We start from the raw sequence: 16,141 nt of genomic DNA on the forward strand, positions 1-16,141 counted from the left end.
TACGCGTTAAAAAAATTTACTAAACAAATGTATCCAAAAACGCCTACTTTTCATAGCGCTTTTGTGGGCTATTTGCGTCTAAAGTAGCCAAGTAATCTAACTTTTCGCCGATTTTGGTCTCCAGACCACGATTTGTCGGCTGATAGTACCTACGATCGCCCATTTCAGGCGGCAAATATTGCTCACCTGCTGCGTAAGCACCAGGCTCATCGTGAGCATAACGATACTCAGCCCCATAACCCATGTCTTTCATCAAACTGGTTGGCGCATTTCGAAGGTGATGCGGCACTTCATATTCAGGTAAGTTATGAGCGTCCGTTAGCGCTTGTTTCCAAGCAACGTAAACGGCATTACTCTTTGGAGCGCACGCGAGATAAACAATAGCTTGAGCAATCGCACGTTCACCTTCTGCTGGACCAACGCGTGTAAAACAGTCCCACGCGGAGAGTGCCACTTGCATGGCTCTAGGGTCCGCATTGCCGACATCTTCCGATGCTATCGCAAGTAATCGACGGGCAATATAAAGAGGATCACAACCCGCAGCAATCATACGTGCAGCCCAGTAAAGCGCCGCATCTGGGTTAGAGCCACGAATCGACTTGTGGACCGCAGAGATTAAGTCGTACCAGATATCACCTTTGTTATCAAAGCGAGAGACTTTCTCCCCTGCTACTTCCGCAAGCAACTTAAGCGTGATCTCTTTTTCACCTTGCGCATTGTCTTCTGCCATGTCGTAGAGCAGCTCAAGATAATTGAGAGACATGCGAGCGTCACCGTTTACCAGTTCTGCTAGGCGGTCTAATACGTTATCAGCGAAGTGTGCAGGTGTGTTACCCAAGCCACGTTCTTTATCGCTGATCGCTTGGTTCAGCGCCAGTGAGATTTCATCTTTATCGAGAGACGTCAGCTTGTAGACACGTGCACGTGACAGCAATGCGTTGTTTAACTCAAACGACGGGTTTTCTGTCGTCGCACCAATAAAGGTAACCGTGCCATCTTCGATATGCGGTAAAAACGCGTCTTGTTGAGATTTGTTGAAGCGATGCACCTCATCCACAAATAAGATGGTGCGGCGGCCCGCCATTTTGTTCTCACGTGCTTTCTCGATTGCTGCACGGATTTCTTTCACACCAGACGTTACGGCAGACACACGCTCTACTTCAGCATTGGCATAGTTTGCAGCCACTTCCGCTAATGTCGTTTTGCCTGTGCCTGGTGGTCCCCAAAGGATCATAGAGTGAATGTGACCCGCCTCTAGCGCACGGCGCAGTGGCTTACCAGGGCCTAAAATGTGCTGCTGTCCAATATATTGCTCGATCGTTTCCGGTCTCATACGAGCAGCAAGGGGACGAAAATCTTCGTCCCCCGAGAAATCTAATGTGTAATTACTCACTACCAATTAATTCCTTTGGTCATCCACTTCCACACCTTTTGGAATTGTGAATGTGAATCTGTCTGCTTTTGGTTTACCCAGCTTCACGTTGTTAAAGGTGAACAAACCTTTTTGGCCGTCTTGCTCAACCACATTGAAGCCTTTCACCACACCTTTGGCATCAATATTAATCTGGAATTGACCTTGTGTGGAGTCTACTGCAGTAGGAATGAGAGTGAACTGGTCACCTTTTTGAGATATTTTGTAGTTATTCCAATCACTTGCTCGGTTACGCGTTAGCAAAACAAATGGCGTTTGCTCTGTTGCTTGCTCTTGCCAGTAGATGCTCACTTGCTCGATGAATGGGCTGTAGTACCACAATGTCTTACCGTCAGAGACCAATAGGTTCTCATCAGGGAATGTTGTACTCCAACGGAACAGGCTTGGCCGAGCGATTTCAACCGTACCTTCTCCTTCCATAACCGTTTCGCCTTCAGGGCTGATAACCTGCTGAGAGAAATCCGCACTAAAGCCATCATTCATAGAAAGGCGTTTGTTTAATTCATCTTTAGGAGATGCTGCGTGTGCGGTAGAAAAGAGGGAAAAGCTTAAAACAAGCGCAGAGAAAAGTTTCGCTGAAAATAGTTTTTTCATTCAGATACCTATTATTAGAACCACTCACCTCAGTTGGACTGAGGTGAGTAAAACAAGTTCATTAATCTTTTGGTGGCGCAGGTGCCAGTACTTCACGGTTACCGTTATGACCCGGAGCACTTACGATGCCCTGCGCTTCAAGCTGCTCTACAATACGGGCGGCACGGTTGTAACCTATCTTAAATCGGCGCTGAACACCGGAAACCGAACCTCGACGTGATTGAACCACGTGCTCAACAACTTGATCGAAGAGCGGGTCTACATCTTCATCCGCTTCCATTTGCTCACCTGGCAATAGACTTTCTGGAGTTTGATCTCCACTGATGATCTCTTCAATGTAGTTCGGTTTACCACGCGCTTTCCAGTTGTTTACAACTGCATGAACATCATCATCTGATGCAAATGCACCGTGAACACGAGTTGTATGACTTGATCCCGGCGGTAGATACAACATATCACCCATACCAAGTAGTGATTCTGCGCCGCCTTGATCTAGGATTGTACGAGAGTCCGTTTTAGTCGATACCGTAAACGCAACACGAGTTGGAATGTTCGCTTTAATTAGACCGGTAATTACGTCAACCGATGGACGCTGAGTCGCAAGAATTAAGTGAATACCTGCCGCACGCGCTTTTTGCGCCAAGCGAGCAATCAGTTCTTCAACTTTCTTGCCTACCACCATCATTAGGTCAGCAAATTCGTCAACAACAACGACGATGTAAGGCAGCTTTTCTAGCAATGGCGGTTCAGTATCCATGCTGTCGCCTTCCTGCCAGAACGGGTCATGGATTGGGTGGCCCGCTTCTGCTGCCATCTTCAATTTTTCGTTGAAGCCCTTCACATTACGTACACCTAATGCCGACATCAATTTGTAACGACGTTCCATCTCGCCCACACACCAACGTAGAGCATTTGATGCGTCTTTCATATCAGTCACAACTTCAGAAAGAAGATGAGGGATACCTTCATAAATAGAAAGCTCTAGCATTTTCGGGTCAATCATGATGAAGCGTACATCTTCTGGACCTGCTTTGTACAGCATGCTCAAAATCATCACGTTCACACCCACCGACTTACCAGAACCTGTTGTACCTGCTACTAACACGTGAGGCATCTTCGCAAGATCTGCCACCACAGCTTCGCCCGCAATGTCTTGACCTAACACAACCGTTGTTGGTGACGTTGCTTGCTCAAACTGAGGGCTACTGATGACATCAGATAAATAGACCGTCTGACGACTCATGTTTGGCAGTTCCAAACCGATGTAAGGCTTGCCAGGGATTACTTCCACAACACGTACCGCCATCGCAGACAATGCACGCGCTAAGTCAGTTGAAAGACCAGAAATACGACTTACTTTCACCCCCGGCGCCAAATCAAGCTCAAAACGAGTGATCACTGGACCAGGATAAATACCAACCACATCGGCTTTGATTTTGTAGTCAGCGAGTTTGCTCTCTACCAATCGAGCGACCTGCTCTAGCGCATCACGGTCGATAAAGTTTTCACGTTTTTCTGGATGATAAAGCAACTCGAGCGTTGGGAGTGGCTCTTCCGGAACTGGCAAGTTTTCTTCTTTCTGTACCAAAAATGGGTTCTGTGTTGCAGCGACTTTGGCTTGCGCATTGGAAACCATATCTTGGAATGCGGTAACGTCTTGGTCGTTGTCTTGGACCTCTTCTACTTCCACTTTTTGAGGTGCAGGTTCAAATGTTGTTGAAGGTGTTGCTGCTTGCTGATGAGGCATTGTTGGCTGTACTTGCTGTACAGGCTGAGACTCCACTTCATCTTCATCATCTAACACATCAAAGTCAGAGATCGTAGGCTCAATATGTTGGCTCGACTCTGTTTGCGCCGTGATGCTATCTAATACAGCAGAATCAATTGCAGGCCCTTCATGTACAGGATGCTCAATACTTGGCGGCTGTACTTGCTCTGCTTCAAATTGTTCGTACTCCGCATAATCTGGTTCAACACTGATCGGTTCTTCTGTAGCTGTATGTGGCTCTACATAGGAAGAGTAAGTGTCTGCAAATGATGGTGCTGCCTGTTCTTCAGTTCCCCAGTCATCTGCTTGTTGCGCCGCTGCTTCAAGCTCTTCTATCGTAACATTCAGTTGCTTGGTGCGTTCCAAGAGCGGATCAACGTTATCCGTGTTAACCGTATGGATAGGTTGTGTTTGAGGCTCAGGTTCAGCATAAACTGGCGCAGCATTAACCGTAGCCTTGCGTTGTGGTGGCGTCGGTTCTACCATCGCCTGTTCCGCAGGCTTATCAGGTTTAGCTTGCGGCATATAAATAGGATACTCATGCGTTGGCGCCGGCCCTTTCGGTTCATCGACATCGTACGCCGTTAAATGAGGAAGCGGCTCATCATCAATTTCATGGTCTACATTATGTTTAGGCGTAGAGACTTTGTCTTCTACAAACTCATCAAGCTGAGGTTCTAAAACTTCCTGCTCTGAACCTCTTGCCTTATTTGCAAGCGCGGCAATTAGTGCTAATGCACGATCACCAAGCCATTCCACGATGTTAAGCCATGAGATGCCAGTGAAGAGCGTAAAGCCCGCTCCCCACAAGAACAGCAGTACCAATGTGGTACCGAGTACATTCAATGTAGGTAAAGCGAGGCTAGACAACACATCCCCGACCACACCTCCGGATGAAAAATACCAAATGTCATCAAAATTAATATCGGCAAGACCGCAACTGGTCATAATAAGGACGACAAGACCGAGCAGCCTTGTACCCCATAGCATGAAATCAATGGGCTCATCTTCTCCCCGTTTACGGCAAATCACCCATGCAGCAGCCGCTAGCAAGAAAGGGATTGGGTAAGCGAGAGAGCCAAATGTGAAGAATAGAGTATCGGCTAGCCAAGCGCCGAAAAGGCCACCAGCATTATCGATATCCCCTCCCCATGCGGTTTGGGACCAAGAAGGATCGGCCGGACTGAAGGTAAATAGTGCAACCGCAAGCAATACCGAGCTAAGAACGCCAACGATAAAGCAGCACTCTTTTAAGCGTTGGAAGCCATTTAAGCGTGAAGACTGGGGCTCTTCACTGGTTTTGATAATGGTTTCGACTTTCTTTGCGTTCTCTTTGAACATAAATCAACTTGAATATGGAAATGAAATAGGAAATTGCAAAACATTCCGAGCGGCATCAAGCCGCTCGGTAAATTGATTTAACCATATCAAGGAGAAAAACCCAATTACTCTCTGGCGAAAGCGGAAGCATATACCGCTTTCTTTGCAAGAAATTAACGAGTTTTGATCACAAGCTGGTTAGATTGTTTCACTTCTTCCATAACAACGTATGTGCGAGTGTCATTTACGCCAGGTAGACGTAGTAACGTATCGCCCAATAGTCGGCGGTAAGCACCCATATCTGATACACGGGTTTTAAGAAGATAGTCAAAGTCACCTGAAACAAGATGACACTCTTGTATGTCGTCTAGCTTTTGAACAGCTGAGTTAAACTGCTCAAACACATCCGGCGCACCACGGTTTAGCGTAATCTCAACGAATACTAATAGTGATGCATCCAGGAACTGCGGATTCAATAATGCAGTATACCCTGTGATATAACCCTGACGCTCTAAGCGACGTACACGCTCCAAACATGGCGTTGGAGAAAGTCCCACACGTTTTGAAAGCTCAACGTTTGAAATACGACCGTCTTTCTGCAGCTCATTAAGAATGTTGCGGTCGATACGGTCTAGTTCCTTGGACGGCTTTTTATAGTTGTCTGCCATTTTTTATTCCACCTTATTACTTCCTTGCAAAAAAATATACTACAACTTTTTAATATTTGGTGCCAAATTTTACAAATCTATAACTATACTAGTTATTAATTCGACAATAACACCCTACTAACAGTTAATACAACCATTATAGAAAGAGGATACAGGATGATCATTGGCGTACCTAAGGAAATCAAGAATCACGAATATCGTGTTGGTATGATCCCAGCTAGCGTGAGAGAACTCATCTCACATGGTCACCAAGTTTTAGTTGAGACCAATGCAGGTGCCGGCATTGGTTTTTCAGACGATGATTACATCGCTGTCGGCGCATCCATTCTCCCTCATGCTGCTGACGTATTTGCGCAAGCAGACATGATTGTAAAAGTAAAAGAACCCCAAGCAGTAGAGAGAGCAATGCTCCGCGAAGGGCAAATTTTATTTACTTATTTACACCTAGCACCAGATTTTCCACAAACTGATGAGCTAATCAAGAGCAAAGCTGTCTGTATAGCCTATGAGACTGTAACAGATAATATGGGTCGTTTGCCACTGTTAGCACCAATGTCAGAAGTGGCAGGTCGGATGTCTATCCAAGCTGGCGCGCAAACGTTGGAAAAATCGCACGGCGGTCGTGGTCTACTCCTAGGCGGCGTACCTGGTGTTGAACCTGCAAAAGTCGTTATCGTTGGTGGTGGCGTTGTTGGTGCAAACGCTGCTCGTATGGCGGTTGGCCTTCGCGCTGACGTCACTATTCTAGACCGTAACGTAGACACACTTCGTAAGCTTGACGAAGAATTCCAAGGTCGCGCAAAAGTGGTTTATTCTACTGAAGACGCTATCGAGAAGCATGTTCTAGAAGCGGACCTGGTTATCGGTGCCGTTCTAATTCCTGGCGCAGCAGCACCTAAACTGGTCACTAAAGAGCACATTGCTAAGATGAAGCCTGGTGCAGCAGTGGTTGACGTGGCAATTGACCAAGGCGGTTGTTTCGAAACTTCACACGCGACAACTCACGCAGATCCAACTTACATCGTTGATGAAGTGGTTCACTACTGTGTAGCAAATATGCCTGGCGCAGTTGCTCGCACTTCAACATTTGCACTCAACAACGCTACACTTCCATACATCGTGAAGTTAGCAAATAAAGGCTACCGCGAAGCACTTCTAGAAGATAAAGGCTTCCTTGAAGGTCTAAACGTTATTCACGGAAAAGTAACGTGTAAAGAAGTAGCAGAAAGCTTTGACTTGGAATACGTTGAACCAACTCAAGCTATCGCTATGTTTAATTAATGACAAAATAAAACATAACTTGTCACGTTTTGTTTACAAAAGCCCACTCATAAGTGGGCTTTTTCATATAGAGCGTTTGGCTATAAAGAATAACTAAATCTTATATGCACAAATTAAAATATTTCTAGGCGTGACCGATTTAGGGCAAAACTCTGACAATCTAACACGGTAACCACGTTCTTCAAGATAAAGCACTTTGTCTAATGCGAGCCAGATCTCCAACGGACGTTGAAAAACAAGTTGCACTAAGCTCATTCTCTCCATTTGCCAGAAGCGTTGTTCGCTTAACTTTTCAAAATGAGAGAAATCGATTTCTTGAGGAAGAACAATGCCTTTTTGCTCCGCTGCCCAGCGACATAAGGCTTCAAAACCATCACTTAATTGCGACTTACGGATACTCGGCACAGGCTGATACTCTGCCATTCCCAAAGCTTGTCGCGTGATCAAATCAAACCCAAGACGAAACATCATTTCCTGCTGACGATGACGACGCACGCGCTCTCCTCCCGTCACCGTTTGTTGTAATGGGATACGCAGTTCTTGCTTAGACAATGAGAGAGAAGAAGCCCTGCCCGATTCCGACATCGGCTGGTATTGTTCCGACTGAATCAAGTGGTAACAACAAGGTGATATGGTCATCGCAGCAATCCCATTTTCACTGCCGTACTGCATTAGACGAACGTGAAGGTCACCGCATGCATGCAGTGCTACTGCGTGTTGCGTTGGCTTAAACACGGCTTTCGCTTTGCTATCAAACGCGTCGCCTTGAATAAACGTCATCTTCCAATGATGTTCATTGGCTGCTTGTTGCCCCGAATCGCACAGTGCTTGTTGGTATTCAAAGCTGGTTACAGGCTGATCGGTTTGCGTTGTCAGGATTCGCCCCAAGTAACCTTTACCTGAGCACCATTCTAGCCATTCTTCGCCACAGTGTTGTTGAATTGCAGCTTCACCCATCGAGCTAATTTGCTCCAACTTACGTCCCGGAATACCGTTATCTAAACCACGAGCGAGTTCCAAGCCGTTTAACGACAAAAGCTCTAAATGAGTCGGTTCTGCGAGTTGTTCAAGCTCAGGCAAAAACGGACTAAGTGCTTTTAACGCGAGTTCTGGTGCTGCTTTGTATTCTTCGATTTGAGAGGGAGTAAGAGACGCTAGCCATTGGCACAGTCGAGGATGTTGCTCCTGCCAAGGTAATGATGTGTGAATGCTGCTTTTAAAAGGCTCGAATCGCCACAAAGATTGGTTTTCGATTAAGCAGTCATTAATAAATTGAAATTGCGTTTTCATAGCTCCCCCTACAACGAGCGCATTGTAGAGGGAATCGAAACATCAATGAAGTGTTATCTGACCGGAAGATCGATGTCTTTAAACATCTCTTCGATTTCTGCATTAGACTTCAACGAAATCGCCTGCTCAACCACTGGACGCGTCAAGTGCGGTGCAAAACGCTCCATAAAATCGAACATGTAAGAGCGTAAGAATGTACCACGGCGGAAGCCGATGCTCGTGGTGCTCGCGCCAAACAAATGGCTCGCATCTATTGCAATCAAGTCACCGTCCTGCTCTTCATCCACAGCCATGCTTGCAATCACACCCACACCAATACCCATACGAACGTAAGTTTTAATGACGTCTGCATCAGTTGCAGTGAACACCACTCGCGGGGTTAAACCTTCGCGGTTGAATGCTGTATCCAGCTCTGAACGGCCAGTAAAACCGAACACGTAAGTGACTAATGGGTAAGCGGCAAGATCACTGATCGTTACTTTGTCTTTCTTCGCTAGTGGGTGGTCTTTAGGCACAACTATTGAACGATTCCAGTGATAACAAGGCAACATGATGGCATCTTGATATAAGTGAAGCGCTTCTGTCGCAATCGCAAAATTCGCTGTGCCTTTAGCTATCGCCTCAGACATTTGTGACGGTGTACCTTGGTGCATGTGTAACGACACTTTTGGATAACGAGAAGTAAAACCTTTGATGACATCTGGCAGTGCATAACGAGCCTGCGTATGTGTCGTGGTGATATTCAGCGTCCCCATTTCTGGATGGGTGTGCTCTCCAGCCACCGCTTTGATACTTTCTACACGAGCGAGAATTTCTTGAGAGATACGTACAATTTCTTCTCCAGCTGGCGTCACTTGCGTTAAGTGCTTACCGCTACGTTCAAAAATCTGAATGCCTAACTCGTCTTCCAGCAACCGAACCTGTTTACTGATACCTGGCTGAGAGGTATATAAGCTTTCCGCCGTTGCAGATACATTCAGATTATGGTTTACAACCTCAACAATATACTTCAGCTGCTGCAGTTTCATCGTAATCCCTTACTTATTCATGAGAGAGTTTATTGGCCACTCAAGCGAGCGATATAATAATTAGTTATAACGCGTTCAAATCGAAATGAACAGCAATTTCTAACTTATACCTCAATCACATACTAATAATCTTCAAGCAAGAAACAATATGCACAAAGTTGAGCCAATAAATGACCGAAGTTCTATGATGTGACTTCTATCAGTAACTAAAACGTGGGAGAGACAAAATAATCAAACAAATAAGGTGCCGAGTAAGATAAGATTCATGTATTCTTTAACGCTAGCCGCAGAAAAGTAAAGCAGACGCAAAGATATGAATATTGGTTTAATAATCGCTTTGGTAGCCATCCTACTGGTGTTAATCCTAGGCTATAACATTATGTTGCAATATAAGGTTAAAGTTGAAACCGCAAAAAGGCAGGAATCAGCGCGATATGTAGCCTTGATAGATGGTACTGAAGAGTTGATTGGTCATGCGCACCATATCCCTTTTAGTAAAGAGCTGTTGCTGTGTCTAAACAATCGTATTCTTGACGCGCTAGAGAGCATGCATGAGCTGGACCCGAAGAACAAGCAACTTGCTCAACGTATCGAAAATATGAAGCAGCAGATTACGCAGCTAAAAGAGAATGGCCCTACTGGCGAGAGTACCACTTTCAAGATGCCGAGTAGTGATAAACAAGCTATCGTCATGCTTAAGCTGGTTAAACGACTTCGCGACACTATCCGTAACGAGCACAACAAAGGCCGATTGGATACCCAGACTTACGTCACCGAAAATGCGCGCTTGGAAACGATGCAAATTCGCATCAACATTGAAAATGTCATCAAAAGAGCAAACGACTCTATCGCTCGTGGCCAACCAGGCACCGCGCTTCAACTGCTGCGTAAAGGTATCGATGCTTTGAGCACTAAGAGCGATCCTTATTCTATTCAAGCGAAACAAAAGCTTGAAGAGATGTTGGGTGACTTAGATAAAAAGCGCCAAGATAAAAGCGATGCCGAAATGCAGCAGATTGCTGACAAAGAGCGTGACAATGACATGGAAGCACTCTTCGGCGAGAAGAAAAAGTGGTAACATTCACTTCAGGTCAAGAAAGGCTGCAATTGCAGCCTTTTTTCTATCCGCAAGACAACGGATATGCCCAATAAAAATGTGAAGTACTAAAACTAAAATGATGAATCTAGACGCCTATCAAGATCTTCTTGCTCCCATTAACCAATTTCTGCAATGCAGTACACCTGATGAATGGGTAGAGGAAGCAAAGAAACCAGAGAACCTTCAAACCATTTTGTTAGACCACCTACTGTGCGAACTAAAAGCTGGCCAATCTGCCATGTTTTTAATTCGTAAGTATGCCGTTGACCAATCCAGTTCACATGCTCTACTTGACTGGTTTAAGCCCTACGAAGATTTTGCTTACCGTAACGTAGGCTCATTGGAAACTTTAAAAGGCAAGAGCAATATTTCCAAGGCAATCATGGCTAAGTCCGACTCACCATACAGCCAAGATTTGATCGATAAGATGGTGCTTTTGATAAAAGAGGAGTTACACCACTTTTATCAAGTTTTAGAGATCATGGAAAGTCGTGGAATTGAGTATAAAAATATTCCAGCAAGTCGCTATGCTAAAGGACTGATTTCGCATATGAAGACTCATGAGCCGGAAACGCTGATCGATAAACTCATCATTGGTGCGTACATCGAAGCCCGATCTTGTGAGCGTTTTGCCAAACTAGCACCACATATGGATGACGATATCGCAAAGTTCTACATTTCTTTATTACGTTCAGAAGCACGCCATTACCAGGATTATCTTGTATTAGCGGAGCAAATCGCAGGCAAAGATATCAGCGAGCGCATCGCCTACTTTGGACGTATCGAGGCAGATTTAATTTCTACGCCAGATACAGATTTTAAGTTTCACAGTGGTATTCCAGCCTAGCGAGCATATTCTCCCAAGGTTGAGCATACTCTGAACTTATATAGACAGAGAATAAATAAGCCGGACACTCCGTCCGGCTTATTTATTGTAGCAATGAGGTTAGGAATAAAGCTGAAACACAACAACTAGAGCTGGAATGAACCCATTCGAGTTTTCAAGTTGTGCGCTAGGCTACTGATCTGCTGACAAGCCACAGCCGTTTGTGAAGCTCCCTCAGCCATCTCTGTTGAAGCACTATTAATATGCTCCACACTGCGATTCAGCTCTTCGGATACAGAATTCTGCTCACTGCACGCCGTTGCGATTTGTGTGCTCATTTGCGCTATGTTATCGACAGAATGTTCAATTTCTTTTATCTGGCTATCAGCGTCATTAACTTGCTCAACACACTGAGAAATACCCTCCTGACAATCACGGCTTGAATGCCCTATTTTACTGCTGCTCTCTTGTAGTTGATTAACAATTTCCACAATTTGTGAAGTGGAGTCTTGAGTGCGTTGCGCCAGAGAACGAACCTCATCTGCCACAACAGCAAACCCACGTCCTTGTTCACCTGCCCGAGCGGCTTCAATTGCGGCGTTCAGTGCTAACAAGTTTGTTTGCTCCGCAATCCCGCGGATCACATCGACGACCACATTGATATTGTTTGAGCTCGATTCAAGCTCACGTGCCAGTTCATCTGACTCTTGGATCGTATGTGATACACGCTCAATTACTGCGATAGTTTGTTTTAACGTCGCCGTTCCTTGCTTTGCCACTTCCGCAGCCGAATAAGCAGAGGTTGCGCCAACTTCGGTATTTTGTGCCACTTCACTTACAGCAGCTTGCATTTCTGTCATCGCAGAAGCCACCGAGCTAAGTTCAATTTGTTGATTTTGCATACCAGAGGCGGTCTGAGAAGAAATAGCACTCACTTCCTCTACTGCTGCCGTTAGCTGAATCGTTGAGTCATTAATCTCAGAAACCAACGAATGTAAGTTTGTTTGCATACCGACAAGCTCTTTGAGCAGCATTCCTAACTCGTCTTTGCTCAATTCGCTTTCGTCGATTTGATTATTCAATTGACCCTTGGCGATTTTGGAAGCGAATTCCAGTGCTCGATCAACAGGCCCGCAAATGACTCGAGAAAGCAACATGGCAGACATTACCATGACCAATGCGACGACGAGCGCACCAACAGCAGCGCTGTATTGTGTAAATGCCGCTTCACTTTGTACTTCTTCACCAATCAAATTCACCAACTCATCGTTCAACGCGAGGGTATCATCCAAGCTGCTCAACGCTTTTGAGTAGGTATCGAAACTCGATAAAATCACATCATTTGCACTTTCAGCATCACCTTGGCTTAGCAGTGCGTTGTAAGTCTTCGTTTCTTTGATGTATTGATTCCAAGTTTCTTTAAAAACGCTAAAAGACTGCGTTTCACGCTTATTAAGGTCGAGCTTTTCGTATTCTGCAATACCAGCCTGCACATCAGAACGCCATTGGTCGAGGCCTTTTAACCACTCACCAATTTTGGGGTGATTTGCGTTTGGCAATAAAGAGAACTCATCTTTACGCACTTTAGTAATATCAACTTGGATACCTTTCAAAATCGCAACAGAAGGTAAACTTTTATCTGTTAACACTGAGATGTCTTTATTCAGTGTTAACAAACCTTGCACCAACATTACTGACACTAAACCAAACACGGCAAAAACGGTTAAATAACTAACCGATATTTTCTTTACGACACTTAAGTCTTTAATACGCATGCACTTTCTCCCCGCAGCCTTTCCAAACCTCTCACTTAAGTGAAAGCTTAACCTCTAAAACACACTGTTTTTGCGCTCGATATCATTGAACGCTCTTATATACATCGGCTTGAGAGATCAAATCTTGACCAGTAATTGATAGTTTTATCACATGCTATTTTAGAGATAGGCTCGTATGCTCCGTATTGTGTCTACATCTTTTCATGAGCGCTTCTCGGCGCAGATCCAAGATCTCATCGATGAGCTTTTCTTTCGCGTTTATCCCAAAATGCTGGGCATAATTTTTTACTTTTGCTATCTCATTAGGCTGCAAGCGGTACACCTCTTTCTTTAAACGCGCTTCTGCTTCACTTCTAATCAGACCTTGCTCTTGTAACAATTTAATGATGGTTTCATCGGTTGGATTTACTGCTCTAGCCATGGTGCTCCATCTATCAATTTGAGTTCTAGCCATATGGCTAGATGAATGACGCCGCACAACTTATAGAGCAAAGATGACAGCTTGATTGCAGTGAATGCAATTCGTTGACTGTTGGTATTATTTTCCACCGCTTCAACGGCAACACACTCAATACCTCCACCCTCACCATTGAATAAAGATCACATTCTGATAACAATTTTCAGCACTGACTTAGATGTCATCCATATTTAACGTGCAAGTAACATTTATAAACAAGAATGATTGCTCTAGTTCAAATGATGGAAAAATAAGATGAAATTTTCGCAGTGGAGCCTTTTAGTAAGTAGCTTGATAGCGTTACCCAGCATTGCAGATACCGACGTTTACCTAACGAATAACTCTGATCAACCGTTAACTATTCAAGTAAAACATGAAGGCAGTGATTTGCTTCAATACGGAGAAGAGTGGCAACAACATGTGCAGGTACTTGGTCCGTGGGAAACTAAATCTGTATTAAGCTTCAACCGCTGGGAGGGCGTGAAATCAAATCAAACTTACCGTTTTGAAACTGTGGTTTCTAGCCCCGAAGGTGAAAGCATAACACTCAATCAAATAATGGAAGGCCATTGGTACAATTCGACCATTGAATACGGCTTATCCGCAGCCGATGTCGAGTTATCTCTCAAAGATGATCGTAACATTCATCGTGCCAACACTAACGCTTTTGGTACGAGAGAAACCGAACTGGCATTTAAGTCAGACAGTACCGCTCGATATGATGATCTTTACTACACCATCACGCCAAGCAAGGTAGCGGAGTCTGTCGACAACGAAGAACAAAACCTTAAGTTGATGACTTATAACATCTGGGCGTTGACGGCTATTGCATCGCACATTGGAGATCGTTACGAACTGATTCCTCAACATGTAAAAGGTTACGATGTTTTGGCGCTGCAAGAGGTGTTTGCCAGCGGCCGTGAAGCATTCTTACGTGAGTTAGCCAAGGAATATCCTTACCAAACAAAGATGTTAGATAAAGAAGGCGTTAATATTCATGATGGTGGCGTAATCATAGTTAGTCGCTACCCTATCGTGAACGAAGCGCAATATGTCTTTCCCGATTGCTCTGGTACAGACTGCTTTGCCGATAAAGGCGTAAATTATGCGGAAATAATTAAAGGTGGTCAGGCTTACCATGTGTTTGCTACCCATACCGCATCTTTCGATACAGACACCGCCCGTGAGTATCGTCAGCGCCAGTTCAAACAAATCCGCACACTCGCCCAATCTCTTGACATTCCTTCGAGCGAAACTGTGGTATACAGCGGCGACTTTAACGTAAACAAAAGAAAGTTCCCTGGTGACTACCAACAAATGATCGCTAACTTAAGTGCCATAGAGCCTCACTACTCTGGTTACACGGAGTCAACCTTTGATCCCCGTATCAATAACTTCGCAGGTGAAGCGTTATCAGGTGGCGAAAACGTGGAATACCTTGACTATGTTATGGTGAGTAGTGAATACGGGGTGAAATCATTCAATGACAACCGTGTAGACGTGCCGCGCACAACCGCAGAGAGTTTATGGAAACACTATAACCTTTCTGACCATTTCCCAGTAAGCGCAACAATCAAGCCATGAAGAAAATCGCTTTGATAATCATGTCCGCCATTATGGCGGGCATGATATTTTTAACTTTCAGTCACGATGTTCAAAAAGAAGAGCTCGCTTCCTCTCCTTTCCCTAAGACAAAAAATCAGAGTGTCTCCAGTACATCACCACAAACAAGCAGCATCGTGCCCGATACGGATACTTCACCACAAACAGCTAACCTCCCTTCCACAGTTCAAATAACGACTGAGCGATTAACTCAACTCAAAGGCAGGAAACTTGTCGCTGAACTTGAGACGTTTTGGCATGAGTGTATGTTGAACCGTAGTTGTGAAGAGCAGATCGCCTTGTTTGAGGCGCATTTATCTTCAGCTCGATTCCAGCTTTTGGCGAACTACCCTCAGCTCAGCAGCCAATGGCAAGAGAGTGTAGGAAATTTGTTATTTGATAAGCAACAATCACTGGCGTCGCGTATTGCACAGCTGAAGAACGAAGCAAGAAGCATCTGGGGAGAATTGGCTGATGTTGTTTTCGCGGATGAGTTCGCGCTGTACGATTTCAACTTAGAAGCCCAAAAGCTGGACACTCAAAGCCCAGATAACTTTTTGCGAGCTTTCGAGCAACTCACCATTGACTGGCAAGAACATGCAGGTGCTATCGGGCTAACAAGCAACCAGGAAAAATATGAGCGTGCGGTCACCCTGATTCCTAATAGTATGAGCCTACCAGATCGCTTGGCGATCATCGCAGAGCTAGAACGAACTTACTTAACGAAAGAAGAAAGTAAAAACATTCATGCTCGTCAGCAGCAAATTACAGAGCAAAAAAAACAAGTCAAAGATTACCAACAAGCATTACAACAACTTGAGTCCAAGCTAAGAACGCAAAGAGCCTCTAGCCATTCACATTTGTCAGAACCGGAATGGCAAAGCTATTACCAACAAGAAGTCGCGGATTTTCGTCGTGAATTTTTTTCTTCTTAACAATGCGCTTTGACTGACTGGGAACTTAAAAAGGCACGTTGCTAACCAGTCGTCGTGCCTTATGTT

The 16,141-nt window shown here is 44.8% G+C and carries 13 protein-coding genes; 5 read left to right on the top strand and 8 right to left on the bottom strand.

Translation table 11 applies throughout. From position 1 onward, the window contains the following. Nucleotides 1-43: 43 nt before the first annotated feature. From R8O70_RS09035 to lrp, 4 genes are all read right to left on the bottom strand, one after another. Nucleotides 44-1,399: a replication-associated recombination protein A gene (locus R8O70_RS09035; protein ID WP_038889531.1), complete on the bottom strand. Its 1,356-nt coding sequence runs from the start codon at nucleotides 1,397-1,399 to the stop codon at nucleotides 44-46. Then, nucleotides 1,400-2,026: an outer membrane lipoprotein chaperone LolA gene (lolA, locus tag R8O70_RS09040; RefSeq protein WP_005388103.1), complete on the bottom strand. Its 627-nt coding sequence runs from the start codon at nucleotides 2,024-2,026 to the stop codon at nucleotides 1,400-1,402. It abuts the gene before it with no gap. Between the two features lie 61 nt (nucleotides 2,027-2,087). Next, a complete protein-coding gene (locus R8O70_RS09045) occupies nucleotides 2,088-5,135 on the bottom strand; it encodes a DNA translocase FtsK 4TM domain-containing protein (protein WP_258495762.1) in 3,048 nt (1,015 codons plus the stop codon). A gap of 152 nt (nucleotides 5,136-5,287) precedes the next feature. After that, nucleotides 5,288-5,782 (bottom strand): leucine-responsive transcriptional regulator Lrp, encoded by a 495-nt coding sequence (lrp, locus tag R8O70_RS09050; protein ID WP_005378234.1) that lies wholly within the window; start codon nucleotides 5,780-5,782, stop codon nucleotides 5,288-5,290. 156 nt (nucleotides 5,783-5,938) lie between these two features. On the opposite strand from lrp, the gene ald reads away from it, so the two are divergent. Then, complete coding sequence (gene ald, locus R8O70_RS09055; protein WP_005378241.1) at nucleotides 5,939-7,063, top strand: alanine dehydrogenase; 1,125 nt, start codon at nucleotides 5,939-5,941, stop codon at nucleotides 7,061-7,063. A 93-nt stretch (nucleotides 7,064-7,156) separates the two neighbouring features. Here ald and R8O70_RS09060 read toward each other — a convergent pair whose 3' ends face one another. Together R8O70_RS09060 and cysB are read right to left on the bottom strand one after the other, a co-directional pair. Beyond that, a complete protein-coding gene (locus tag R8O70_RS09060) occupies nucleotides 7,157-8,353 on the bottom strand; it encodes a methyltransferase (protein WP_258623615.1) in 1,197 nt (398 codons plus the stop codon). Nucleotides 8,354-8,406: 53 nt separating this feature from the next. Further along, nucleotides 8,407-9,381, bottom strand: coding sequence for an HTH-type transcriptional regulator CysB (gene cysB, locus R8O70_RS09065; RefSeq protein ID WP_005378244.1), 975 nt, complete (start codon nucleotides 9,379-9,381; stop codon nucleotides 8,407-8,409). Between the two features lie 313 nt (nucleotides 9,382-9,694). Between cysB and R8O70_RS09070 the strand changes: the two genes are divergently transcribed. Together R8O70_RS09070 and miaE are read left to right on the top strand one after the other, a co-directional pair. Further along, nucleotides 9,695-10,459: a hypothetical protein gene (locus R8O70_RS09070; protein ID WP_005378247.1), complete on the top strand. Its 765-nt coding sequence runs from the start codon at nucleotides 9,695-9,697 to the stop codon at nucleotides 10,457-10,459. Nucleotides 10,460-10,556: 97 nt separating this feature from the next. Next, complete coding sequence (gene miaE / locus R8O70_RS09075) at nucleotides 10,557-11,327, top strand: tRNA isopentenyl-2-thiomethyl-A-37 hydroxylase MiaE (protein ID WP_047100806.1); 771 nt, start codon at nucleotides 10,557-10,559, stop codon at nucleotides 11,325-11,327. 125 nt (nucleotides 11,328-11,452) lie between these two features. On the opposite strand, the gene R8O70_RS09080 is transcribed toward miaE, so the two are convergent. Together R8O70_RS09080 and R8O70_RS09085 are read right to left on the bottom strand one after the other, a co-directional pair. Continuing rightward, nucleotides 11,453-13,081: a methyl-accepting chemotaxis protein gene (locus tag R8O70_RS09080; RefSeq protein ID WP_213901066.1), complete on the bottom strand. Its 1,629-nt coding sequence runs from the start codon at nucleotides 13,079-13,081 to the stop codon at nucleotides 11,453-11,455. A gap of 154 nt (nucleotides 13,082-13,235) precedes the next feature. Further along, complete coding sequence (locus R8O70_RS09085; protein ID WP_005388970.1) at nucleotides 13,236-13,502, bottom strand: hypothetical protein; 267 nt, start codon at nucleotides 13,500-13,502, stop codon at nucleotides 13,236-13,238. 291 nt (nucleotides 13,503-13,793) lie between these two features. On the opposite strand from R8O70_RS09085, the gene R8O70_RS09090 reads away from it, so the two are divergent. Beyond that, nucleotides 13,794-15,122 carry a sphingomyelin phosphodiesterase gene (locus R8O70_RS09090; protein ID WP_258623627.1) on the top strand — a complete coding sequence of 443 codons (1,329 nt, stop codon included), beginning with the start codon at nucleotides 13,794-13,796 and terminating at the stop codon, nucleotides 15,120-15,122. After that, a complete protein-coding gene (locus R8O70_RS09095; RefSeq protein ID WP_258623629.1) occupies nucleotides 15,119-16,075 on the top strand; it encodes an ATP-dependent dsDNA exonuclease in 957 nt (318 codons plus the stop codon). The genes R8O70_RS09090 and R8O70_RS09095 overlap by 4 nt, the downstream gene beginning before the upstream one ends. Nucleotides 16,076-16,141: the final 66 nt, after the last annotated feature.

It is taken from the genome of Vibrio sp. 779(2023) (assembly GCF_033344285.1).
Taxonomy (GTDB): Bacteria; Pseudomonadota; Gammaproteobacteria; order Enterobacterales; family Vibrionaceae; genus Vibrio; species Vibrio alginolyticus.

Coding starts and splice junctions, on each gene's coding strand:
- lolA (WP_005388103.1), bottom strand. CDS start 2,026: ATGAAAAAACTATTTTCAGCGAAACTTTTCTCTGCGCTTGTTTTAAGC.
- R8O70_RS09045 (WP_258495762.1), bottom strand. CDS start 5,135: ATGTTCAAAGAGAACGCAAAGAAAGTCGAAACCATTATCAAAACCAGT.
- lrp (WP_005378234.1), bottom strand. CDS start 5,782: ATGGCAGACAACTATAAAAAGCCGTCCAAGGAACTAGACCGTATCGAC.
- ald (WP_005378241.1), top strand. CDS start 5,939: ATGATCATTGGCGTACCTAAGGAAATCAAGAATCACGAATATCGTGTT.
- R8O70_RS09060 (WP_258623615.1), bottom strand. CDS start 8,353: ATGAAAACGCAATTTCAATTTATTAATGACTGCTTAATCGAAAACCAA.
- cysB (WP_005378244.1), bottom strand. CDS start 9,381: ATGAAACTGCAGCAGCTGAAGTATATTGTTGAGGTTGTAAACCATAAT.
- R8O70_RS09070 (WP_005378247.1), top strand. CDS start 9,695: ATGAATATTGGTTTAATAATCGCTTTGGTAGCCATCCTACTGGTGTTA.
- miaE (WP_047100806.1), top strand. CDS start 10,557: ATGATGAATCTAGACGCCTATCAAGATCTTCTTGCTCCCATTAACCAA.
- R8O70_RS09080 (WP_213901066.1), bottom strand. CDS start 13,081: ATGCGTATTAAAGACTTAAGTGTCGTAAAGAAAATATCGGTTAGTTAT.
- R8O70_RS09085 (WP_005388970.1), bottom strand. CDS start 13,502: ATGGCTAGAGCAGTAAATCCAACCGATGAAACCATCATTAAATTGTTA.
- R8O70_RS09090 (WP_258623627.1), top strand. CDS start 13,794: ATGAAATTTTCGCAGTGGAGCCTTTTAGTAAGTAGCTTGATAGCGTTA.
- R8O70_RS09095 (WP_258623629.1), top strand. CDS start 15,119: ATGAAGAAAATCGCTTTGATAATCATGTCCGCCATTATGGCGGGCATG.